Genomic DNA, 21,747 nt, shown 5'->3' with positions numbered 1-21,747 from the left:
AATTTACAGTTGTTTTTTCGAGAATTACACTAAAAGATCCAACACTTCTTAAATGTAGCTACGTTTTCCCATAAAATGTATTTTGTGCGAGATTTTCGTTTCCTAAGTCACTTTGCTTGTTTTAAAAATGCCAATGCTCGTTCGTAATTCAGGTACCTTCCTTGGTGCACCGCGTGGCTTTCCAGAAGTTGTTCGCGTAGGTGCTCGAAACAGAGCGTTCAAGAACTGGGACCACGGATGATACATGTGAATTCGAAACAATTCAAGGACACGCCAAACGCTTTTCTTGGTTTCTAGACGTAGCTGCATATACTGTGCCAGCACGTAAGCGATCAGCGCAAGGTAAATCTGGTTCCATATCGCTTGCGGCTTATAGCTGTGCAGTTTTTTTAGGCGCAGATGCTGCTTTATCCATTTAAAGAAAAGTTCAATAAGCCATCGGCATTTGTAGATATGAGCTACTTCTTCGGCCGTTATGTCCTGTCGAGAGGTAAGTAGGCGATAATAGCGCCCCTGCTCATCATAAAACTCTACGAGCCGGACTCGTTCCTTCATCTTGCGCCAACCGCTACCTACGTTCACAAGAGCATCTCGTGTGATCGGACTTCCTGGAGGGATTTCTCGTTCCTCCACAACATGGATTGAGGTGCGATCTCTCATTCGCATGACAAATTGAATGCCGCGCTCCATCCAGTTATCCATGTTTTTGTAGCTATCATAACCACGGTCCATGACATAAGTTGCCGCCTGCTCGGTGACCAGTTCGACCGCCCCGGCTCGGTCGCCTACGTTTAAAGTCGATGGGATGACAGCGTCCGGATATACCACTTCGGGTGAAGCGGCTACGAGCCGCACATGCAGCTTTACCCCGCTGGAGGTATGCGAAACTCTGGCCCAATCCCCAAGTACCAAGGGGAGTGTGATTTTCGACGAATCAATGAGTGCCAGAGGTCCAATGGTTGAAGAAATGCCCTGCTGGTGAGCCGTCAGCTTCTGGACACGGGCAACGCTATGGAGAAAAAGCATGTGCAAGATTTCCGTCGGGATTTCGCTGAGTTTCCGTGACAATTGGGCTGCGCTGATGCTGGGCAGATCAAGGATGGACCGAATTTCAGAGTGTGCATAAATTTGTTCTTCCATCTCGATATAGCTTTGCCAATGGTTGAACTGAGCCAGAATGAAAATGAGAATGCTTTTGTTGATGGTGAGCTTCTTGGCGTAGCGATCGGCATGAAGGAGTCGATCGTGTACATCCAAAGGCAGTAAAGAAAGCAGTTGACGAACGACAGTGTTTTGGGTTACGTTATCCATGGTTTGGACTCCTTTTTAGAGGTCGTGGACAACGTGCTACGTCTTCTAAATTAGGAGCCTTTTTTTGTTTTGTCCATGAAAAAGATACAGGTAGTTACAGAAATAGTAACTTCAGCAAAAGTTGTGATAGGTTTTATGCAACGCTCATGCCTTTTAGGGACTTGTGAGGCGAATATAGCCCCATGCGGCGGAAGCAAGTCCCTTTTAGGGACTTGTGAGGCGAATATAGCCTCATGTAGCGGAAACAAGTCCCTTTTGAGTACTTGTGAGGCGAATATAGCTCCATTGTTGCAAAATAAGTCCCTTTTGAGTACTTGTGTGGCGATTATAGCCTCATGTAGCGGAAACAAGTCCCTTTTGGGTACTTATGATGCGAATATAGCCCCATACGGCGGAAGCAGGTCCCTTATGGGTACTTGTGTGGCGAATATAGCCCCATGTGGCGGAAGCAGGTCCCTTATGGGTACTTGTGTGGCGAATATAGCCCCATGTGGCGGAAGCAAGTCCCTTTTGAGTACTTGTGATGCGGATATAGCCCCATGCAACGGAAACAAGTCCCTTTTGAGTACCTGTGTGGCAAATATAACCTCATACGACGCAAACAAGTACCTTTTGAGTATTTGTGAGACCGATATAGCCCTATACAGCGGAAACAAGTCCCTTTTGGATACCTGTGTGGCGGAAGTAAGCCCTTATTCATAACTAGTATAAGATCTTTCAAAAGAACGGCCTTTCACGAAAGTTGAAACGGCCGTTCTTTTTCCTTTATAATCGGAAATGACCGCAAGGTCAATAACGGAACTCTCAAGTTCCCAAGTGAGGTGAAATCAGGCTTGGCTGATAAAACGGCAGATAAAAGGCAGCAAATTCTCATCACTGCGATGCAGCTGTTTTCCGCGAAGGGCGCCTCGGAAACCTCCATGCAGGAGATCGCCGAAGTATGCGGGATGTCGAAAGGCAGCCTATATTTACATTTCAAATCCAAAGAGGAATTGGAAAAGAGCATCTACGAGCATATCATCGGCCGGATCAAGGATGAGATTTTGCGGGTGGATAACGATCCGCTCCTTGAACCGAGGGAACAGCTTCGCAAGCAGGCCGAGGTGCTACTTATCCATTTCATGGAGATTCGCGAATTTCTGCTGAAGCAGTTTCACGATCAGACAGTGCCGGGAAAGCCGCCGTTTGACAAGGATAACGCCCAGCAGGAAATTGTGCAGGCATTGCAGTGGTTTAACCATAAACTTCAAGTCATCTACGGGCCTGAAGCCGCTCCCTACACGATGGAGATCGCCATGCTCATGGGCGGTATATTGGGCACCTACATCCGGTTCCTGTTCATGCCGGACTTCCACCTGAATGTGGGACAAACAGCCGAACACCTTATTCAGCTGATGGACGACGTGATGGCAAGCATGCTTCGCCGGCGGCCGAAGCCGCTTATTCCGCTGGAGGTCGTTCTGGGGCAGAAGGATCTGTGTCAGGTCGACCTGCGGTCGCCGCGTCACCCGCTTATCGTGATTAAGGCAATGAAGAATGAACTAAAGCAGCTGAAGCTTGATCACGAGCTCCGGCAAGACACCCTGGAGTCCCTCGGGATTATGGAGAAGGAACTGATCACCCTCCAGCCGAGCCGGGCGGTACTGAAGGGAATGCTCAGAAACCTTGAAGGAATCGAAGGTCTGGAAGACTTATATGAAGAGCTGAAGAATACCATCACGACCGTACTGGAAACCTACTTAGCACCTGGCGGAATGACATAGGAAGATTTGTTCAAAGCTAGAGACATAAGTTATGGAGAGGGGAGAAACCCGACGCATGAAAGGAATTATTAATTTTTCGCTGCGGAACAAATTTGCCATCTGGCTGCTAACCATCATCGTAACCTTCGCCGGACTATACAGCGGGGTGACGATGAAACAGGAAACAATCCCGGATATTAACGTGCCGTTCCTTAGCGTAACCGCTGTTTATCCGGGCGCCGCACCCGAAGGCGTTGTGGAGGAAGTTACCAAGCCGCTGGAGACGCGTCTCCGGAATATCGATGGCGTAAAGACCGTCACTTCCACCTCAATGGAGAATGCGGCAAATGTCATGGTCGAATTCGATTACGGAACCGACCTCGACAATGCGACAGCGGCCGTTCGCGAAGCCATCCAAGAGGTTCAGCTGCCGGATGAGGCCCAGAAGCCGACCATCTCGAAATTCAGCATGAGCTCGATGCCGGTGGTCTCGCTGAGTATTTCGAACAGCAATAACATGAAGCTCGACGAATTGACCCGCATTACCGAGAATGACATCGTGCCTGCTCTCGAGGATCTGGACGGCGTAGCTTCCATCCAGGTTGCCGGCCAATACGTCAATGAAGTCCAGCTGAAATTCAAGCAGGACGAAATGGATAAGCTTGGCCTCACGGAAGATACCGTGAAGCAGATCGTCCAAGCTTCCTCGCTGTACGTTCCGCTCGGCATGTTCGAGATGGATAAATCGCAAAAGGCCGTTGCGATCGACGGCGGGATCATTACCATTGATGATCTGAAGAACTTGGCGATCCCCGTTATTCCAGGCGGTGCAGGCGCGCAAGCCGGTGCAGGAGCAGGGGCTCCGAACGCAGGCGGCGCTGGTCAGCCGGGAGCTGCTGCCGGTCAAGGGGCCGGAGCAGGGGCAGGCGACCAAGGAGCTCCACAGAACGGCACGGGTGCCCAGGCAGCAACGCAGACAGGCGCAGGCGCTCAAGGTCAGAGCCAGGGTGCCGCAGGCGCTCAGGGACAAGGCGCTCCAGGCGGACAAACCGGCGCTCCTGCCGGCATCCCTACCGTGAAGCTGAGCGAAATTGCCGATATTAACGTCATCGGCACCTCGGAATCGATCTCCCGCACCAACGGGAAGGAATCGATCGGCATTCAGATCGTCAAGTCCAATGATGCCAACACCGTTGACGTGGTCAACCTCGTGAAGGATAAGGCCGAAGAACTCGGCAAATTGTATCCGGACATGGATCTGACCATTATGCTCGACCAAGGCAAGCCGATCGAAGACTCTGTGCATACGATGCTTTTCAAAGCGTTGTACGGGGCGTTGTTCGCGGTCCTGATCATTATGATCTTCCTTCGCAATATCCGTTCGACGATTATTTCGATCATCTCGATCCCGCTGTCCCTGCTGATTGCGATTCTGTGCTTGCAGCAGATGGATATCACCCTGAATATGATGTCCCTCGGCGCGATGACCGTTGCCATCGGACGGGTTGTGGACGACTCGATCGTTGTTATTGAAAACATATACCGGCGCATGTCGCTTTCCACCGAGAAGCTTTCAGGCAGGGAGCTCATCAGCGCCGCCACCCGCGAAATGTTCGTGCCGATTATGTCCTCGACCATCGTAACGATCGCGGTATTCCTGCCGCTCACCCTGGTCAGCGGCATGGTAGGCGAACTGTTCATGCCATTCGCATTGACGATGGTATTCGCGCTGCTGGCTTCTCTCGTCGTTGCGATCACGCTCGTGCCGGCCATGGCACACAGTCTCTTCCGCAAGGGACTGAAGAACAAGCATGACCATGCGGAGAAGCCGGGCGCAATCGCCAAAGGCTATCGCTCCATCCTGAAATGGTCCTTGAATCATAAGGCCATTACCTTCCTGATGGCGGTAGCTCTGCTGGTCGGCAGCCTGTTCCTTACGAAATTCCTGGGCGTCAGCTTCATTCCGGAGCAGGAAGACAAATACGTAATGGTGACGTATTCCCCTGAGCCGGGCGTCCTGCTCGAGGATGTTGAGCAGCGTGCGCTGAAAGCCGAGAAGCTGATCATGGATCAGCCGGGCGTAGAGAAAATGCAGTATTCCATCGGGGGCAGCAATCCGCTTGGCATGGGCTCTGCTAATTCGGGATTGTTCTATATTATGTATGAATCGGACACCAAGAACTTTGAGGATGTCAAAACAGCCCTGATTGAAGACCTGACGAAGGCCGTTCCGGAAGGAACCTGGGCCAACATGGACATGGCCGGCGGCTTTGGCGGCAACCAGCTGACGGTGAACGTGTTCGGCGATTCTCTGGATCAGATCAAGCCGGTAGCCGATCAGATTGTGGAGCTCGCCAATAAGGACACCGCGACATTCGATAACGCCGAAACAAGCTTGTCCGAGGCGTTTGAGCAGTACACGCTGGTCGCTGATCAAGAGAAGCTGAGCTCGCTCGGTCTCACCGCCGGACAGCTCGCCATGAAGCTTAGCCCGGTACGCGAACGTCCGGTGCTGACAGAGGTAAACATTGAGGACAAAACCTATAATGTCTACATCGAAGCCGATACGACCACTTACAAGAGCATCAAGGAGATTGAGAACGAAACCGTAACATCCCCGCTTGGCATCGAGGTGCCGATCAAGGACGTTGCCGAAGTCGAGGAAGGAACGACTCCTGATACAATCACACGCATCGACGGTAAAATGGTTGTGACGGTAACTGCCGACATTTTGACCAATGACGTTGGAACAGCATCCAGCAACTTGGAAGCTGAAGTCGATAAGCTGGAAATTCCGGACGGCGTCTCCGTACAATTCGGCGGAGTTACGGAACAGATTAATGAAACGTTCGGGCAGCTGGGTCTCGCCATGCTGGCCGCGATCGCCATCGTGTATTTCGTTCTCGTTGTCACGTTCGGGGGCGCGCTCGCTCCGTTCGCGATTCTGTTCTCGCTGCCGTTCATCGTCATCGGGGCGATTATCGGTTTGCTGGTGACCGGCGAAACGCTTAACGTTTCCTCGCTGATGGGCGTGCTGATGCTGATCGGTATTGTCGTCACCAACGCGATCGTTCTGATTGACCGCGTAATTCACAAAGAGCGCGAAGGCCTCAGCACTCGCGAAGCGCTGCTAGAGGCAGGGGTCACCCGTCTTCGTCCAATCCTGATGACCGCACTCGCGACCATCGGCGCTCTGCTCCCGCTCGTATTCGGATGGGAGAACAGCGCAGGAATTATCTCTCGTGGACTCGGCATCACGGTAATCGGCGGCTTGATCAGCTCCACGCTGCTGACGCTTGTCGTCGTACCGATCGTGTATGAGTTCTTGATGAAATTCCGCAAGAAACAAGTTGCCGAATAAAACGGCTCGTCTATAACAATAAGGGCATCATTCAGGTCTGCTAAGACTCGAATGATGCCCTTTTGTTCATTCTATAGTATGCTTTCGGACCGAGTGCAGCCATCCAGACTTTCACATTCGCTCCATTTTATCCGCTTGGTTAATGTACTAGCTCCGCCTCACGGGATTGCCTCCATACCCTCAGCATCCGCAAATCCTGCACGAGAAACTCCTCCAGCAAGCGGAACAATGCGCGATAAAGCGGACTATCAGTCGAAGTCTTCATATCCTCACAGAGCGAGGGCACCCACGCCAGCAAATGCTCCTCCAAAAATTGTTCCTGTGCGGCCATCAGCTTCAGCAAGCCGTCTTCGCCATAGCAATTATTCAGCATCCGGTCGTGGAGCACCGTCATGAATTCCAGCTCGATCGCCAAATGATCGTCGGCCTCTCCGTGCAGTTTGTTAAACGCGACGCCGACCGTCTCATAACACTCGGCAACATCCCGAACGCAGCCGCTCTTCGTATACTGCGATTCGGACAGCGGGCGCTGCTTGTTCCGCTCGAGCAAACGGCGGTATTCCACCCCTTCGTACTCGCAGATCTTAACCAGCTCCTCGGGTGACCGGCCGCATAAATAATTCACCAGGTCGGCTCCCCCTTGGGTGCCTTCCGCTGCTTTGCCGATCCCGCTTCCGCGGCTCCATTCCGCAATCATAGACAAGCTGGGCGAGTTGCCCATAAAATCGATCAAAAGCTCATAAACCGTCCCTCGGTTTTCCAGCCACCGGTGACAGACGTCAGGTACCTCCAATGTTTGAACAGGTGATATCGCCATTTCGAACCTCCTAATGGTAACCTCTCTTGTTGGATGTGATATCCATGACAGTATAGCTTAGATGATTGTCTATTGAAAGTGATTTGAAATGATTTCCGAAAGTTTCGGAAAATTAAGGAAACTTTCGGAAAATGAGAATGCCGCGACTTCCTGCTTCCAAGGGGAGAAAGCGGTTATCTGCAGCTTCATTATAACAGGCAATGGTAAACGCTTTCTGTGAGACCGATCACAGGCTCATGAAATCTGATCCCGGCTTGTCCTATTAAAAACAGGGCTTACCCTCATTGACTCCTGTTCGGGGAATGGCTACAATGTGACCATGTCATGCAACTAAAGGGGGATTTCAATGATTGAGCCGCTGACAGACTCCTTCGGTCGGATCCATGATTATATCCGCATCTCGGTCACCGATCGATGCAACCTGCGTTGTGTCTATTGTATGCCGGAGGAAGGAATGGAATTCCAGCCCCACGATCAGATTATGAGTTATGAAGAAATTGCAGCTGTCTTGCGCGTGCTAGCCCCCATGGGTGTGTCTAAGGTTCGCTTGACCGGCGGCGAGCCGCTGGTGCGGAAAGATCTTGAAGCCTTAGTCCATATGATTGCGAGCATTGATGGAATTAAAGATATATCTCTTACCACAAACGGATTGCTGCTGCCCTCCAAAGCCAAGCTTCTGAAGGAAGCGGGACTGACCCGCATCAACATTAGCCTGGATTCGCTTCAGGAGGAGCGCTACGCCCGAATCACTCGCGGCGGCAGTGTGCATAAGGTGCTGAAAGGCATCGAAGCCGCTTATGAAGCCGGACTCGACCCGATCAAATTGAACATGGTGCTGATGAAGGGCTTCAACGAGGATGAAATCCGCGACTTTATCGCCATGACCCTGGATCGCCCGCTGCATGTCCGGTTTATTGAATACATGCCAATCGGCCATGCCTCCGAGGAATGGCGAGACTCCTACCTGCCGCTTAGCCGGGTCAAGGAAGTGTGCAACGAGGCGGGCTGGGAGGTTCGGGAGGAGAAGGGTCCTTCCGGCAACGGCCCGTCCCGCAATATGAAGGTGGCCGGCGCCGTCGGCACCTTCGGCCTGATTCATCCCGTCAGCGACCATTTCTGCGATTCATGCAACCGGCTCAGGCTGACGGCGGACGGCAACATTAAGGCCTGCCTGTATTGGTCCGACGAATTCAACGTCCGCCGGGTCATCGATGATCCGGTCGCGGTGGCGGACCTGTTCCGCAAGGCCCTGGGCGCCAAGCCCCTCAACCACGAGATGGCGCTCGCGCTCGAGAAAAAAACGCAAAGCCATACCCCGACCGTACGGCGCATGTCGCAAATCGGGGGATAATATCGAACGATAAATTTATCAACGATGGCTGCCGCACGATGCTCAGCATCGACGTTTGGACGGCAAGCCAATGACACGTCAAAGCTTTCAACATTTGCAAAAAGCCCGGCCGATATCCAATCAGCCGGGCTTTCTTTGATTCCCCTGACCTGCGCTTTCTTTGATTCCCCTGATCTGCGCTGCCGCCTTCGGATCCATGTACGGACTTTTCGTTGATCCGGCTCCAGAACATTTTCCCTCTTTTCCTTTTCCCCTTCCTTTTCCCAGAACCTGAACTTTCAGCGGCTCATCGCATCTTTTAATCCTCTGCATCCATACGACAAGCTTCCTCGTAATCCTCCGGGCGGTTCATGTTGAATACCGCTTTGCGTGGGGAGCATCCCATCAAGGCTTCCAGCTGGTCCTCCGGCACGAGCAGGGCATCCAGCTCTTCGACCCAATCGGTCATGCGCAGCTCCCCCTCCTGCAGTCTTCGCTCGAGACCAGCCGCCGTTTCCTTCCGGTACAAGGCCAGCAGCGGATGAATTCTCCCTTGGATCACCGGAATAACCGCTCCCGGCCCGGCTGCTGCCGGATCCCCTTGGCCTTGCCCAGCTTCAGCGAGACCGAGCAGCGCACCTAACAATGCCGGACTGATGAACGGCATGTCACATGCTGCGACCATATTCCATGGGCGATCGGACGCCATCAGGGCAGCATGAATCCCTGCCATCGGCCCTTGGCCGGGATAAACGTCCGGCACGCATTCCACTCCGAGATGCCGAAACGAATCCGGATCATTGGCCGATAGGAGGATTCGCCCGCAGACTTGTTCCAGGCACCGAACGGTTCGCTCAATCAGGCTTTCTCCGTTCAAGGACAAAAGCGCTTTGTTTGCCCCCATTCTACGGGAAGCCCCGCCTGCAAGAATAATGCCTGCCACCCGCTCGGACGGACTGCTGCGTCTCCACTCCCCAACCTCCATCATGTTTTGACCCCTTTCTGATATACAAGTTGACTACAGAATCCTCCAATTGGTAATTAAGTTAATTAAGGTTAAACTAACAAAAGATGGTTTGTATCCCTTTTCAATGCGTGATACATTGGAGAAGGTAAGCGGTGTGGTTATGCCGCAAACATAATGCATTCGGTTTGAAAGGAATGACCTGCTTGCGGAATATGGATAAAGATCAACCTTCTCTTACATCGCTCAAGCTGTTCAACTTCTTCATTTACGGAACGATGGTCATATTCACCGGTTTCTTTCAGCTGTATTTGCAAGATATCGGCATGAGCAAAATCGAGATCGGCAGTCTGATGGCCATAGCTCCCTTCGTGTCGATCTTCGCCAACCCCTTCTGGGGTTACTGGGGCGACCGGACAGCGAATATCAAGCGCGTGCTTCTGATGATGATGACCGGCACGCTGCTCCTGGTTCATTTTGTCTTCCAAGCGAATACGTATGCCATGATTTATATGGCCATGATTCTGTTTTATTTTTTTCAGACCCCGATGTTCTCGCAGACCAATTCGCTAATATTGACCTATATCGACGGAACCCGGCACAAATTCGGCTCTTTCCGGCTATGGGGCTCGCTCGGCTGGGCCCTGACCGCGATCGCAGCCGGCCCTGTCATTGATCAGCTTGGCTCCGGACGTATTTCCATCGTCTTCTCGATCATGCTGTTCGTGGCGGCCATCTTCATCTTCACGCTTCCCGGCGTGCAGAAGACGACCGGGTCAGCTACCGTAACGCTGAAGGGATTAAGCCAGCTGTTTTTGAATTCGTATTTTGTCTGGTTTATCGTTTTGGGCATTTTGGTATCCATCCCGAATACGGCCAACAATACGTTCATGTCGCTGTATATTTTGGAGCTTGGCGGCACGACGCAGACGGTGGGGCTGGCCATCTTCTTTTCTTCGGTGTTTGAAGTTGTCATTTTCCTTGTCCTGGACCGGTTCTTGAAACGGAAGATCCATGTGCTGGTCGGCTGCCTGGCGGTCGTGAGCCTGCTCTTTGCCCTTCGCTGGCTTCTGATGGCTGAAGCGAGCAGCCCGGTTCATGTAGCCTTGATCCAGCTGCTTCACTGCGTTACCTTCGGCGGCTACTTCTATGTCGGCGTCCAGCTTACGATGCTGTTCGTCCCGAAGCCGTACCGCGCATCCGGACAAGCGATCTATACCTTAAGCTGGAGCGGGATTTCCGGCGTCGTCGGCGGTCTCGCCGGCGGCTGGATGTTTCAAAACTTCGGCGCCCAAACGATGTACCGCACCGGGATGATGCTCGCGATCATCGGCGTCATCGGCTTCGGCTGGATGTGGTACAATCTGCACAAGCACGGGTATCAGCCGCGGCAGCCCGATGAACTGCCGGACGACGCGGAGGAGGAATACTCCACCGTCTGATCCTCACACTTGTACTTTCATCTCAAGGCTTGCCCTTGGCACGGGATGTATCCTGCTGTATATGACAAGACTCGAAGACGCCGCCCAGCGGAATCTTCGAGTCTTGTTGGTTAAGGGGGGCTGTGGTAACCGTTCTGCATCACAGTGCCCTGAGATGCTTATCTTTTCGGGAGCTGGAACGAGCTCTTCAGCGAGACGACCCGGTTAAATACTGGACGCCCAGGCTGCGAATATTTCGTATCGACATTGAAGTAGCCATGACGGAAGAACTGGAATTTATCCTGCGGCTTGGCATCCTTCATATTCGGCTCCACGAACCCGTGCACGATCTGAAGCGAATTCGGGTTAATATCGTCAAGGAAGGATTTCTCCGCAGCAGCTTCCGTGCTCTCCTCCGTTTCACCGATGGCCTCCTGCGTCAGTTCCGGCTCGGCTTCAGCCTCCTCGTCCTTGAACAGCGGCTCATACAGGCGGAATTCGGCAGGCACGGCCTGGCTCGCTTCGACCCAATGGATCGTCCCCTTGACTTTACGGCCGGTAAAGCCGGTGCCGCTCTTCGTCTCCGGATCATAGGTGCAGTGTATTTCGATGACCTTCCCGTTCTCGTCCTTGATGACATCGTTGCACTTGATGAAGTAAGCATGCTTCAGACGGACCTCGTTGCCCGGGAACAGACGGAAATACTTGCTCGGAGGATTCTCCATGAAGTCCTCCTGTTCGATGTATATTTCACGGGAGAACGGAATTTGGCGGGAGCCCATTTCCGGATTTTCCGAGTTGTTCTCCGCCTCCAGCCATTCCACCTGACCTTCCGGGTAATTGGTGATCACGACCTTGAGCGGATCCAGCACCGCCATCGTCCGCGGCGCCTTCAGCTTCAGATCCTCCCGGATGAAGTGCTCCAGCATTTGACGGTCCACCGTGCCGTAAGCCTTGGAGATCCCGGTCTCATAGACGAAGCTCCGAATCGCCTCCGGCGTGTAGCCAAGCCGGCGAAGGCCGGAAATGGTCGGCATGCGCGGATCGTCCCAGCCGTCCACATACTGCTCGTCCACCAGCTGCTTCAGCTTGCGCTTGCTCGTTACGGTCTGGGCAACGTTCAGCCGTCCGAACTCATATTGGCGCGGCGTGCATTCCATCTCGCATTCGGCGACCACCCAATCATAGAACGGGCGCTGATCCTCAAATTCCAGCGAGCAGAGGGAATGGGTAACTCCTTCAATCGCATCCTCGATCGGATGGGCGAATGCATACATCGGGTAGATGCACCACTTGTCGCCCGTATTGTGATGATGCGCGTGGGATATGCGGTAAATAACCGGGTCGCGCAAATTGATGTTCGGCGATGCCATGTCGATCTTGGCGCGCAGCACCCGCTCGCCATTGCCGAATTCGCCCCGGCGCATCCGTTCGAACAGCTCCAGATTCTCTTCCACGCTGCGGTCGCGGTAAGGACTGTTTTGACCCGGCTCCGTCAGCGTGCCGCGGGTCTGCCGAATTTGGTCGGCGGTTTGATCGTCCACGTATGCCTTCCCTTTCTTAATGAGCAGCACCGCGCGATTGTACATTTCCTCGAAATAGTCCGACGCAAAGCGCAGCTCTTCCCAATCAAAGCCGAGCCACTTTACATCCTCCTTAATGGAGTTGACGTACTCGATGTCTTCCTTCACCGGATTCGTGTCGTCGAATCGAAGATGGGTCCGTCCGCCGAACTCGTCGGCCAGCGTAAAATTAATCCAGATCGCCTTGGCATGTCCGATATGCAGGTAACCGTTCGGCTCCGGCGGGAAGCGGGTGACGATCTCCTTCACCTTGCCGGACTTCAGATCTTCGGCGATGATATTTTTTATGAAGTTGGAGGGGGTGCCCCGGTGGTTCTCCACGTTGATCAACCTTTCGTCCTGTAATTTCCGTCTATCTCCTGTATAAACGTGTTTCCCTTAAATATACCTGTAATATCCCGATTGTTCAAGGAACGCGGGCGCTTCCAAGGGATAAGGCAGTCCTTTCAAATAAACCGGATATATCCGCTGGGAGCCCTTATAGCCCCTGCTGCCCAGTGGATGTGAAGCTTCGCTGGGCAAGCCAGCAAAAAGCGGGCAATCCGCGAGTAAGCCAGCGCGTCTGCCGCGGCACTACATATGCTTTGACGGGTGCGGCTTGAATGAGGTAGCATGGATACAAAAACAGCCGACAGGAGGCAATCCTTCATGAGACCGATCAAGCTTGCCAAGGAACAGCGCGATCTGCTGGTCGAAGAAGTCCGCCATTATTTCGAAACCGAGCGCGGCGAAATGATCGGCCATCTAGCTGCGGAAGGTATCTTGGACTATTTTGCGGCAACCCTGGGACCTTACATTTACAATCAGGCACTCAGCGATTGCAGGCAAGTCGTAAATGAGCGGATGATTACGCTGGAAGAAGACATTTACGCGCTGGAAAAAAACACGAACACGAAGCGAACCCGCTAAAGCAGCGGACTAGGATCAATACAAAAGAGGGAGATACGAGATGTTTGGATATGCGCTTGACGAGCACGTCGAGCTGCGTCCGCTTGCGATCGAGCATGCGCGGGCGCTGTTCGAAATCACGGACCGTTCACGGGATCGGCTGCGGAAGTGGCTTCCCTGGGTGGATTCCGTACAGGAGGTTAACGATACCGTCAACTATATAAAAGGAGCCATGAAGCAGGCTGCGGAAAACGGCGGCTTCTCCGCCGGCATCTGGGTGAGAGAAGAGCTGGCGGGAACGATCTCCTTCCATGAGATCGATTGGAACAACCGCTCCGTCGGCCTCGGCTACTGGCTTGATCAGCAATTCACCGGACAAGGGCTGATGACGAGCGCTTGCCGGGCTTTCACGGACCATGCGCTCATGCGGATGGGGCTGAACCGGGTGGAGATTCGCTGCGCAACCGCCAACCACCGCAGCCGGGCAATCCCGGAGCGGCTGGGATTCGTCCTGGAGGGCGTTATCCGCGAGGCGGAGAAGCTGCCCCAAGGCTACGTCAACCATGCCGTCTACGGCATGATTCAGAGCGAATGGAAGCGGCTAGGCTAGATTGGAATTTTATTTTATTATCGAACGGGGGCAGGACGCAGCATCCAGACATCCGGCGAATCGCCAAGGTCATGGATGGAGGCGCCTGTCCCCTTTTACTGCCTAAGTCATAGCCTGGAAACCTATCCAGTAAAACTTCGCGGACCGCTTCTAGCTTGAGGGTGCGGTCGGCAAGCTGCAGGGTGCAACGCAATCAAGCTTTCGCTGAATTAGGATTCCCTTAATTTCTCCAGCGACTTTGCGAACTGCCCCTTCAAGCTTGCAGCCAGCTCCTCCAGCTCCAGCATCCGGCTTAGCGCCTCCTCATCCTTGCGGCCTTCCTTCATCACGCGCAGCACTTCCCGCACCGTTACACCGGAGCTGCGGCGATCCAGCCGGGTCACAGGGGAATCCGCGCTAACCTCGCCTTCCTCCAGGACGCGGAAATAAAACCCGCTGTAGCCCGTGTTCAGCACCCTGGCCGGCATATCCTTCACCCCGTGCTTGTGCGACAGCTTGAAGCACGGATATCTGGGCTGGCTGACCTGCAGGACTGCTTCGCCAATCCGAAACACATCGCCGATGCATACCTGGTCCTCCAGGAGGCCTTGCAGCGTTAAATTTTCCCCGAAAGAGGCATACTGCATATCCTTGCCCAGGGATCTTCGCCAATATGGATAGTGCTCGTATGGATAAGCGCACACCGCCTTGTCCGGACCTCCATGATTCACGAGATCGGCCTGACCGTCCCCTTCGAAATTCACATTGCTTAAAAATACCGGTCCTTGCACAGGCTGCTTATAGATTCCGGTTGTCAGAGCCTTGCCCTCATAATCCACCGTGACCGGCTTCCCTACATTCAGCGAAACGATTCCCAACGTCATGGCAACTTTACCTCCGTCTATCTGATCTTTTCATCATACTATATGAGGTTGTTCAAAAAGTCATCATTTGATCACGGGGCAACTCTAAAAGGCATATTCACATCGGCGCTTGCTCAACCTCCAGAGTCCGACACGCATACCGGTTATGACGTTGCATAAGGCCTGTACGCATACCGGATATGGCAATGCGTAAGGCCGGCCGGATACAGCAAACGGCCCGGCAGCAAGCGCCGGACCGTTCATCCCAAACCGCGCCCATCGCCGGGCCGGATGCTGAGCATTCCTGATATTTTTATAAAAAGCAGACACATCCATATATCATCCACATACCGGCCATCCACATAAAACTCCCGGACCAGCCTTCCCTCTTCCCGGAAGCCGCAAGCGCGGTATAAGGATAAGGCCGCAAGATTCGAGGACAGCACCCGGAGCCTCAGCTTGGCAATACCTTCTCCACTCGCCAGCTCCTTGGCCGCCTCGATCAGCTGCAGGCCGATGCCTTGGCGCTGATAGGACGGATGGACCGCAATATTCAGCTCCATCACATGGCGATGGCTTGCCAGCCCGCTGGGAGAGCGAAAGCCGACATAACCGCATAATATATCTTCGCAAGCCGCTACCAGCTGGCTTCCGGGAGGGCAATGCAGCAGAAACTGCTCCCTCGAGGTCCAATGCAGCGGCTCGGGGGCCGTATTCCTGTTCCACACCAGATGGTCCAGCTCCATCAGCTGGGCGGCGTCCTTCATCTCCGACAAGCGGATGGTGACGATTTCCTGACTGGCTTTCACCCTAGCATCCCCTCACTTTAAACAGCGCGTACCTCTTTATTATAACAGGTGGGGGCAACCGCTGCAGGGTAAGCTCGGTATGCAACAGCCTATCCTATATCGTTCGATCCGGCCGAGAGAACAATGGCAGCGGGGACCCTATGTCCAAGCAGAACCGGAATCCCCTACACACGGTATCTCATTGTACTCATCTATAACAACGGGTAAATTTCTGTCCAAATTGCATCCATGATCTCCTGCATTCGATCTTCCCGGCTATTCACCGCGATGACCGCATCTTTGCCGGGGAGAATGATGCATAGCTGGCCGGATGCCCCATCTGCACGATAGGCATCGTGAGTGCACATCCAAAATTGGCAGCCATACCCCTGAGCCCAATCGGGGCTGCCCTGCGTATCGATCTGTTTGGAGGCTGCGAATCGTATCCACGCTTCAGGCACAATCTGTTGTCCTTCCCACAATCCGCGCTGCAGCAGAAGCTGGCCAAAAATGCTGAGTTCCTCATTGCTGATAGATAAGCCCGCACATCCCAGCGTCACACCCAGCGGGGATGACTCCCAATGAACATTTTCTATACCCAAGGGCTCAAACAGGCGTGGAGTCAGATAGTCCCTTACCGTCTCGCCTGTCGCCGCCTGGAGCATAGCCGAGATCATAAACGTATCTCCACTGCTGTATGTAAACATGTCGCCCGGCGTCCGGTCAAGCGGTAGCGACATATAGTACTTAGCCCAATCCTTCTCTTTCAAGGATGCTCTTTCGTTTGCCCATAAGGGCGGCGAATCATGGCCCGAAGACATTCGAAGCAAATTGTATAGTGTGATGTTGCCGGGATCGAGAGACGGCTCCAGATTGTCAACTATCGAAGAGTTACTATTAAAAAATTCACCCAGCCGGCTGTTCAGCGCGAGCTTGCCTTCCTCAATGGCCAGGCCGACGGCCATACAAGTAAAAGATTTGCTAATGGAATGCTGAACACGCCGTTTGTCCTCCGTCAAATCGTACTTCCCCCACAGCCGGCCGTTTTGACGAACCCGCGCTGAGTGAACCTGCAATCCTCTGTCTGCGATGTAATCAATAAAGCCGGTTAATGAATGATTAGACATGGATTTACCTCCTATCCGATTAGGCATATTCGCTTCGGTCTCGTAAGACCGCAGCCCCTGAAAGGGTCTTCAGCAAGATTCATGCTCTCATCTCAGAATAACATGTTTCAACCCCAATAGAAACGTTTCAACAAACGATGATTTTTTTGCCAATACACGATTACAGGAATCCCTTGTATCCCCAATGAAATGAAAGCGTTTTCTATGGCGAAAACACACTCCATTTAGGGAAAAATATAGATTTCAGTCCTTAACTGGATCATTTCACATGAAAAATTATAATTTTTAAAAACGATATTGACAAAGATTTGATGTGCAATTATGATGTTATCGAAACGATTCGATAAATCGCTTTCATAAAATAACGATCATATCTTGAATCACATCGGTAACGGAACTGACAGGTACCTTCAGCAGTCCCGCTTGGATATTGCGAATATCGGGGGATGCTTAGATCCCTCCGCCTATTTGCCTAGATCGTTCACACTTGAAAGGGGTTACTTATGGCGCATATTACGATAGAGACCGGCTCCCCCACTTTATGCATGACGACAAGCATCCATGTCGTGTCGCCCGTGGAATCAGGCAAACCGCCGGATTACACACTCTATCTTCTTCATGGAGCAGGCGATAACGCAAGTACTTGGCAGCGCCTGACTACCGTTGAGCAATACGCACATCAATACAACTGCACTGTCATTATGCCGGAGGCAAACCGAAGCTACTATACAGACATGACGTATGGGCTTAACTATTTTTATTACATTACCCAGGAGCTCCCGAAGTTTTGCAGCCGATTGTTCCAACTGAATGAGGACCGGGCCCGTACCTTTATCGCCGGCTTGTCCATGGGCGGATACGGAGCACTTAAATGTGCGTTAACTTATCCCGGACAATACGCAAAAGCCGTTTCGTTATCCGGTGTAACCGATATTCGGAAGAGGATTCACGATATGGACATGCCTGCCGGTATGGTCAAGGAAATGCAGGCCGTATTCGGTCCGGAGCTCGACATCAAGCCGGATCAGGATCTGTACAAGCTCGCGGAAACGGCACTTGCGCAGACCGGAAAGCTGCCCCCGATCCTCTGCTGCTGCGGAACGGAAGATCCCTTTATCGAGATGAACCGCGAATTTGCCGCGTACCTGAGACAAAGCGGTTCCGACTTCCACTACGTGGAAGGACCCGGAGCGCATGAATGGCGATTCTGGGAGCAGCATCTGGAAACGGCATTTGATTTTCTTTTTAACGACAAGACTCAAGAAGAGTGAGGAGATGCCACTTGAAACCTGCAGCCTTAGGGCCCACCAAGAAACCGCACGGACGCTCAAAATTCAAGAAGCTTGCGTCTGAAATCAAAAAAAACCGAATGACCTACACCCTGCTGATTCCGGGGCTTGTCTGGCTGATCATCTTCGCCTACATGCCGATGGGCGGCCTGTCCCTCGCATTCAAGGACTACAAGGCCAATCTCGGGATCCTGGGGAGCCCTTGGGTCGGATTCGAAAACTTTAAGTATGTATTCCGGGATCCGACCTTTATCGATGCCGTCTGGCGTACGCTCTACATTAACATTATCAAGCTGGCGGTCACGTTTCCGGTTCCGATCATTCTCGCACTGATCCTGAACGAGCTGCGGATGAGCCGGATGAAAAAGGCCTTCCAGACGGTGCTGACCTTCCCGCACTTCCTGTCCTGGATTATCGTCTCCGGTATTGTCATCAACGTGCTCGCTTATGACGGCCTGGTGAACAGCACCCTTGCGATACTCGGTCTGCCGACCATCAACTTCCTCGGTTCGGAAAGCAACTTCATTCCGATGATCCTGCTCACGGATATCTGGAAATCCGCCGGCTGGGGAGCGATCGTCTACCTCGCCGCCATATCCGGTATCGATCAAGACCAGTATGAATCGGCTCAAATCGACGGAGCTACACGTATGCAGCAGATGTTCCGCATTACGCTGCCTAATATTATGCCAACCGTGACGATCATGTTCATCCTTTCGGTAGGCGGACTGATGTCCTCCGGCTTCGATCAAATATTTAACCTGGCGAATGCCGCAACCAAGAACGTATCGGAAGTGCTGGACGTCTACATTTACCGGATTACGTTCCAGTCGTCAACGGACTTCTCGTTCTCTACGGCGGTCAGCTTGTTCCGGTCTCTCGTCAACATGGCGCTTCTGCTTATTGCAGACAGAGTCGCCAAAAAAATGGGCGGAGACGGTTTATTCCGTTAAGAAAGGAGTCGAAAAGAAATGAGCACCATTACTTCAAGTCCCAAGAGGACGAAGTTTCGCAAGAACAAGATGAAGATGACTCTTCTCGATTATATTTTGCTGGCCGTGCTTGTCGTACTGGCTCTGCTGATCGTGATTCCGTTCTGGAATGTCATTATGATCTCGTTCTCCACGCCAAAAGAATACGCCGATAACCCGCTCATGATGCTGCCTGCTAATCCAACGCTGGAGAATTATAAAGCGCTGTTCGCCGACGGAAGCATCTTGACCGGCTACTGGAACACCTTCAAGCTCCTGATTATCGGTTTGCCGCTCAGCCTGTTCTTAACCATTACGATGGCTTATGCGCTCAGCCGGAACAAGTTTCCGGGCAAAAAGCTGATCTTTATGCTGGTCCTGTTCACCATGATCTTCAACGGCGGGATTGTTCCGCTCTATCTCATCATGAAGGCTCTGCACCTGACCGGAACGCTCTGGTCCGTTATTCTCGCAGGCAGCTTCAGCGCCTTCAACATGATTCTGATGATGAACTACTTCCAGGGGCTCCCGGAATCCTTGATGGAATCCGCCCGGCTTGATGGGGCCGGAGAATGGAAAATCCTCTTCTCCGTCGTCCTGCCGCTGGCCGCCCCGATTATTGCGACCATTACGCTGTTCTACGGCGTAGCCATTTGGAACAGCTGGTATGACGCCATGATCTTCCTGCGTAAGGCGGATCAGCTCCCGCTCCAGAACGTGCTGCGAACGATCATCGTCGAATCGCAGACCAACGCCTCCAACGCTTCAAGCGTGGATGCTGCCGGGAAGTCCAACTTCTCGACCGGTATGAAAATGGCGGCGGTATTCGTCAGTATGGTACCGATTATGTGCTTCTTCCCGATGCTTCAAAAGCATTTTGCCAAAGGGGTATTAACAGGGGCTATCAAGACCTGATTAATGCATAGATTTCAGCCAAAAAAATCTAATCATTCATGGGGGTAGAACATGAAAACGAACAAACGGCTGTCGGCTAAATCCATTCTGTTGCTGCTGCTGAGCATGAGCCTTGTGCTTGTGACCGCATGCTCGAAGGGAGATTCCTCAAGCAGCGGAGAAAGCGGGAAAGACGAGAACGGGAACTACAAAGATAAGCTGAAAATTTCCGTAGCAAGCACCGTTACGGTCAAGGACGGCGATATGGACAACGAGTTCCACAAGTACTGGATGGACAAGTACAACATCGAGTGGGATTACAACTTTGTCGAGTGGGATTCCTGGGGCGAGAAGCTCCGTCTATGGATCAACTCGGGCGATTTGCCTGATGTGGCTGTCTGGGATTATGTTCACGGCGATGCGATGAACTACATTGATCAGGGTCTCTTGTACAAATTCCCTGATGACTGGAAGGAACGCTGGCCGAACGTTGCGAAGGCTTACAGCCTGACCGGGCTTGGCGATAAGCTGGAAGAGCTGACTGGTGGAACTTACATTCTGCCAAGACCGGTATACTTCGAGAACAAACCAGCTGATCCGCTCACGAACCAGATTGGCGTTATCGCTATTCGCAAGGACTGGGCAGAAGCAGTCAATTTTGAACTCAAGGATGCTTACACAACGAGCGAACTCATGGAATACGCCCGTCTGGTGAAAGAGAAGGATCCGGGCAAGGTGGGATCGAAGCTCGTTCCGATTTCCTACAAGCCTGATGATGTCCTGACGAACATCATGATGCCGAACAGCGCACATTCCCGTGTGGAATCGGCGTTCTATAAAGGTGAAGACGGAAAATACAAGTGGGGTCCGGCAGATCCGGAGACACTTACCGGCCTGAAGCTGGTTCAGGAAGCATACAAGGAAGGCCTTCTGAATCCTGAATTCTATACCTGGAAGAGCAGTGAAGCCAGCAACAACTTCCGTGTGAACGGCACGGCTGCTGTCATGAGTCTCGGCGGACTGGCTTCCTACCGTCAAGACGTGGACAAAGACATGAAGAAGAACCTGAATCTGAACAGCGATGACGTTGTTCATACCGCTATCGTCCTTGGCGAAGACGGCAAGTACCGCAATCTGGAGCAGGTTAACTTCTGGTCCGCCCTGATCTTCTCGCCGGATATCAGCAAAGAGAAATTCGAGCGCGTTATGGACCTTGTTGATTTCTCCGTCACAGAAGAAGGACAAATGATTCTGAACATGGGCTTTGAAGGAACCGACTGGAAATACGGTGAGAACAAAGAATTGATCAGCCTCCTTCCCGAAGGAACGAGCGTCGGCGACAAATATCCTGGACGCTTTGAAGGTCTTTACTTGCTTGGCGACGATTTCAGCATGATCAACCCTGCAATCAAGCAAGAATACCGTGATACGGCAGTCAAGCATTACCAGAACAAAGCGAAGTTCGGCAAGGAAGGCGGCGCGCTCGCTCTGTACGATTGGGATGTCCAGCTGTATGATTCCAAGGCTAAAAACCAGGCAACCTTCAATTACGCTGAAGAATACACCAACCTGATTCTCCAAGATGGAGATTTGGAAACGAATTGGAAGAAATGGGTTGAGAGCAAGCAATCTCTTGTACAACCCGTCTTGGATGAACTCAATAACTTAAAAAAGTAAAACAAACAGCTTCAAACTAGAGTTGGCCTGAGGCATTCGCCAGCGGTACAAGTCCTTTGAACCCGGTGTGCAGGATTTCGAATGCAGCCGGGTTCTTGACTTCTGCCCTGCTCATTCTTCTGAATGAGGAGT

At 52.5% G+C, this 21,747-nt stretch carries 17 protein-coding genes; 10 read left to right on the top strand and 7 right to left on the bottom strand.

All coding sequences use genetic code 11. The features are described 5' to 3' along the window. Window positions 1-102 precede the first annotated feature (102 nt). Window positions 103-1,311 (bottom strand): IS4 family transposase, encoded by a 1,209-nt coding sequence (locus NSQ46_RS01955; protein ID WP_342575273.1) that lies wholly within the window; start codon window positions 1,309-1,311, stop codon window positions 103-105. An 833-nt stretch (window positions 1,312-2,144) separates the two neighbouring features. Here NSQ46_RS01955 and NSQ46_RS01950 point away from each other — a divergent pair. Both NSQ46_RS01950 and NSQ46_RS01945 read left to right on the top strand, forming a co-directional pair. Then, window positions 2,145-3,074, top strand: coding sequence for a TetR/AcrR family transcriptional regulator (locus NSQ46_RS01950; protein WP_007128803.1), 930 nt, complete (start codon window positions 2,145-2,147; stop codon window positions 3,072-3,074). 55 nt (window positions 3,075-3,129) lie between these two features. Further along, entirely contained in the window at window positions 3,130-6,414 is a 3,285-nt protein-coding gene (locus tag NSQ46_RS01945; protein WP_342576219.1) for an efflux RND transporter permease subunit, read from the top strand. A gap of 139 nt (window positions 6,415-6,553) precedes the next feature. On the opposite strand, the gene NSQ46_RS01940 is transcribed toward NSQ46_RS01945, so the two are convergent. Then, window positions 6,554-7,231, bottom strand: a complete 678-nt coding sequence (locus NSQ46_RS01940) for a molecular chaperone TorD family protein (protein WP_340898611.1) — start codon at window positions 7,229-7,231, stop codon at window positions 6,554-6,556. Between the two features lie 346 nt (window positions 7,232-7,577). On the opposite strand from NSQ46_RS01940, the gene moaA reads away from it, so the two are divergent. After that, the gene (moaA, locus tag NSQ46_RS01935) at window positions 7,578-8,582 is read left to right on the top strand and encodes a GTP 3',8-cyclase MoaA (RefSeq protein ID WP_342576218.1); all 1,005 of its coding nucleotides are present in this window, start codon (window positions 7,578-7,580) and stop codon (window positions 8,580-8,582) included. Between the two features lie 298 nt (window positions 8,583-8,880). Here moaA and NSQ46_RS01930 read toward each other — a convergent pair whose 3' ends face one another. Next, a complete protein-coding gene (locus NSQ46_RS01930; protein WP_210094009.1) occupies window positions 8,881-9,549 on the bottom strand; it encodes a molybdenum cofactor guanylyltransferase in 669 nt (222 codons plus the stop codon). A 191-nt stretch (window positions 9,550-9,740) separates the two neighbouring features. Between NSQ46_RS01930 and NSQ46_RS01925 the strand changes: the two genes are divergently transcribed. Continuing rightward, on the top strand, window positions 9,741-10,967 hold the full coding sequence (locus NSQ46_RS01925) for an MFS transporter (protein WP_186332877.1): 1,227 nt from the start codon (window positions 9,741-9,743) through the stop codon (window positions 10,965-10,967). A 158-nt stretch (window positions 10,968-11,125) separates the two neighbouring features. Here NSQ46_RS01925 and NSQ46_RS01920 read toward each other — a convergent pair whose 3' ends face one another. Then, window positions 11,126-12,859 carry a glutamine--tRNA ligase/YqeY domain fusion protein gene (locus tag NSQ46_RS01920; RefSeq protein ID WP_210094010.1) on the bottom strand — a complete coding sequence of 578 codons (1,734 nt, stop codon included), beginning with the start codon at window positions 12,857-12,859 and terminating at the stop codon, window positions 11,126-11,128. Window positions 12,860-13,177: 318 nt separating this feature from the next. Here NSQ46_RS01920 and NSQ46_RS01915 point away from each other — a divergent pair, with 318 nt between their 5' ends. Both NSQ46_RS01915 and NSQ46_RS01910 read left to right on the top strand, forming a co-directional pair. Continuing rightward, window positions 13,178-13,438 carry a DUF2164 domain-containing protein gene (locus NSQ46_RS01915; RefSeq protein ID WP_210094011.1) on the top strand — a complete coding sequence of 87 codons (261 nt, stop codon included), beginning with the start codon at window positions 13,178-13,180 and terminating at the stop codon, window positions 13,436-13,438. Between the two features lie 40 nt (window positions 13,439-13,478). Continuing rightward, the gene (locus NSQ46_RS01910) at window positions 13,479-14,027 is read left to right on the top strand and encodes a GNAT family protein (protein ID WP_007128811.1); all 549 of its coding nucleotides are present in this window, start codon (window positions 13,479-13,481) and stop codon (window positions 14,025-14,027) included. 209 nt (window positions 14,028-14,236) lie between these two features. Here the strand turns inward: NSQ46_RS01910 and NSQ46_RS01905 are convergent, their stop codons facing one another. The 3 genes from NSQ46_RS01905 to NSQ46_RS01895 all read right to left on the bottom strand — a co-directional run bounded on the left by NSQ46_RS01905 (window position 14,237) and on the right by NSQ46_RS01895 (window position 16,784). Beyond that, on the bottom strand, window positions 14,237-14,890 hold the full coding sequence (locus tag NSQ46_RS01905; RefSeq protein WP_210094012.1) for an MOSC domain-containing protein: 654 nt from the start codon (window positions 14,888-14,890) through the stop codon (window positions 14,237-14,239). Window positions 14,891-15,129: 239 nt separating this feature from the next. Beyond that, complete coding sequence (locus tag NSQ46_RS01900) at window positions 15,130-15,678, bottom strand: GNAT family N-acetyltransferase (protein ID WP_342576217.1); 549 nt, start codon at window positions 15,676-15,678, stop codon at window positions 15,130-15,132. A gap of 191 nt (window positions 15,679-15,869) precedes the next feature. Continuing rightward, window positions 15,870-16,784, bottom strand: a complete 915-nt coding sequence (locus NSQ46_RS01895) for a serine hydrolase (protein ID WP_342576216.1) — start codon at window positions 16,782-16,784, stop codon at window positions 15,870-15,872. A 503-nt stretch (window positions 16,785-17,287) separates the two neighbouring features. Between NSQ46_RS01895 and NSQ46_RS01890 the strand changes: the two genes are divergently transcribed. From NSQ46_RS01890 to NSQ46_RS01875, 4 genes are read left to right on the top strand one after another with little or no spacing between them, the layout of a single operon-like run. Then, window positions 17,288-18,055: an alpha/beta hydrolase family protein gene (locus NSQ46_RS01890; RefSeq protein ID WP_210094015.1), complete on the top strand. Its 768-nt coding sequence runs from the start codon at window positions 17,288-17,290 to the stop codon at window positions 18,053-18,055. An 11-nt stretch (window positions 18,056-18,066) separates the two neighbouring features. Continuing rightward, the gene (locus tag NSQ46_RS01885) at window positions 18,067-19,026 is read left to right on the top strand and encodes an ABC transporter permease subunit (RefSeq protein WP_007128816.1); all 960 of its coding nucleotides are present in this window, start codon (window positions 18,067-18,069) and stop codon (window positions 19,024-19,026) included. Between the two features lie 18 nt (window positions 19,027-19,044). Then, window positions 19,045-19,959 carry a carbohydrate ABC transporter permease gene (locus NSQ46_RS01880; protein WP_342576213.1) on the top strand — a complete coding sequence of 305 codons (915 nt, stop codon included), beginning with the start codon at window positions 19,045-19,047 and terminating at the stop codon, window positions 19,957-19,959. A gap of 51 nt (window positions 19,960-20,010) precedes the next feature. Then, entirely contained in the window at window positions 20,011-21,615 is a 1,605-nt protein-coding gene (locus NSQ46_RS01875; RefSeq protein WP_007128818.1) for an extracellular solute-binding protein, read from the top strand. Window positions 21,616-21,747: the final 132 nt, after the last annotated feature.

Origin of the sequence: Paenibacillus sp. FSL M8-0142 (assembly GCF_038597315.1) — a bacterium.
GTDB classification, from domain to species: domain Bacteria; phylum Bacillota; class Bacilli; order Paenibacillales; family Paenibacillaceae; genus Paenibacillus_AQ; species Paenibacillus_AQ lactis.
The sequence above is the reverse complement of the archived record's forward strand: the minus strand, read 5'-3'. Positions and strand labels throughout refer to the sequence as shown.

Coding starts and splice junctions, on each gene's coding strand:
- NSQ46_RS01955 (WP_342575273.1), bottom strand. CDS start 1,311: ATGGATAACGTAACCCAAAACACTGTCGTTCGTCAACTGCTTTCTTTA.
- NSQ46_RS01945 (WP_342576219.1), top strand. CDS start 3,130: ATGAAAGGAATTATTAATTTTTCGCTGCGGAACAAATTTGCCATCTGG.
- NSQ46_RS01940 (WP_340898611.1), bottom strand. CDS start 7,231: ATGGCGATATCACCTGTTCAAACATTGGAGGTACCTGACGTCTGTCAC.
- moaA (WP_342576218.1), top strand. CDS start 7,578: ATGATTGAGCCGCTGACAGACTCCTTCGGTCGGATCCATGATTATATC.
- NSQ46_RS01930 (WP_210094009.1), bottom strand. CDS start 9,549: ATGATGGAGGTTGGGGAGTGGAGACGCAGCAGTCCGTCCGAGCGGGTG.
- NSQ46_RS01925 (WP_186332877.1), top strand. CDS start 9,741: ATGGATAAAGATCAACCTTCTCTTACATCGCTCAAGCTGTTCAACTTC.
- NSQ46_RS01915 (WP_210094011.1), top strand. CDS start 13,178: ATGAGACCGATCAAGCTTGCCAAGGAACAGCGCGATCTGCTGGTCGAA.
- NSQ46_RS01910 (WP_007128811.1), top strand. CDS start 13,479: ATGTTTGGATATGCGCTTGACGAGCACGTCGAGCTGCGTCCGCTTGCG.
- NSQ46_RS01905 (WP_210094012.1), bottom strand. CDS start 14,890: ATGACGTTGGGAATCGTTTCGCTGAATGTAGGGAAGCCGGTCACGGTG.
- NSQ46_RS01895 (WP_342576216.1), bottom strand. CDS start 16,784: ATGTCTAATCATTCATTAACCGGCTTTATTGATTACATCGCAGACAGA.
- NSQ46_RS01890 (WP_210094015.1), top strand. CDS start 17,288: ATGGCGCATATTACGATAGAGACCGGCTCCCCCACTTTATGCATGACG.
- NSQ46_RS01880 (WP_342576213.1), top strand. CDS start 19,045: ATGAGCACCATTACTTCAAGTCCCAAGAGGACGAAGTTTCGCAAGAAC.
- NSQ46_RS01875 (WP_007128818.1), top strand. CDS start 20,011: ATGAAAACGAACAAACGGCTGTCGGCTAAATCCATTCTGTTGCTGCTG.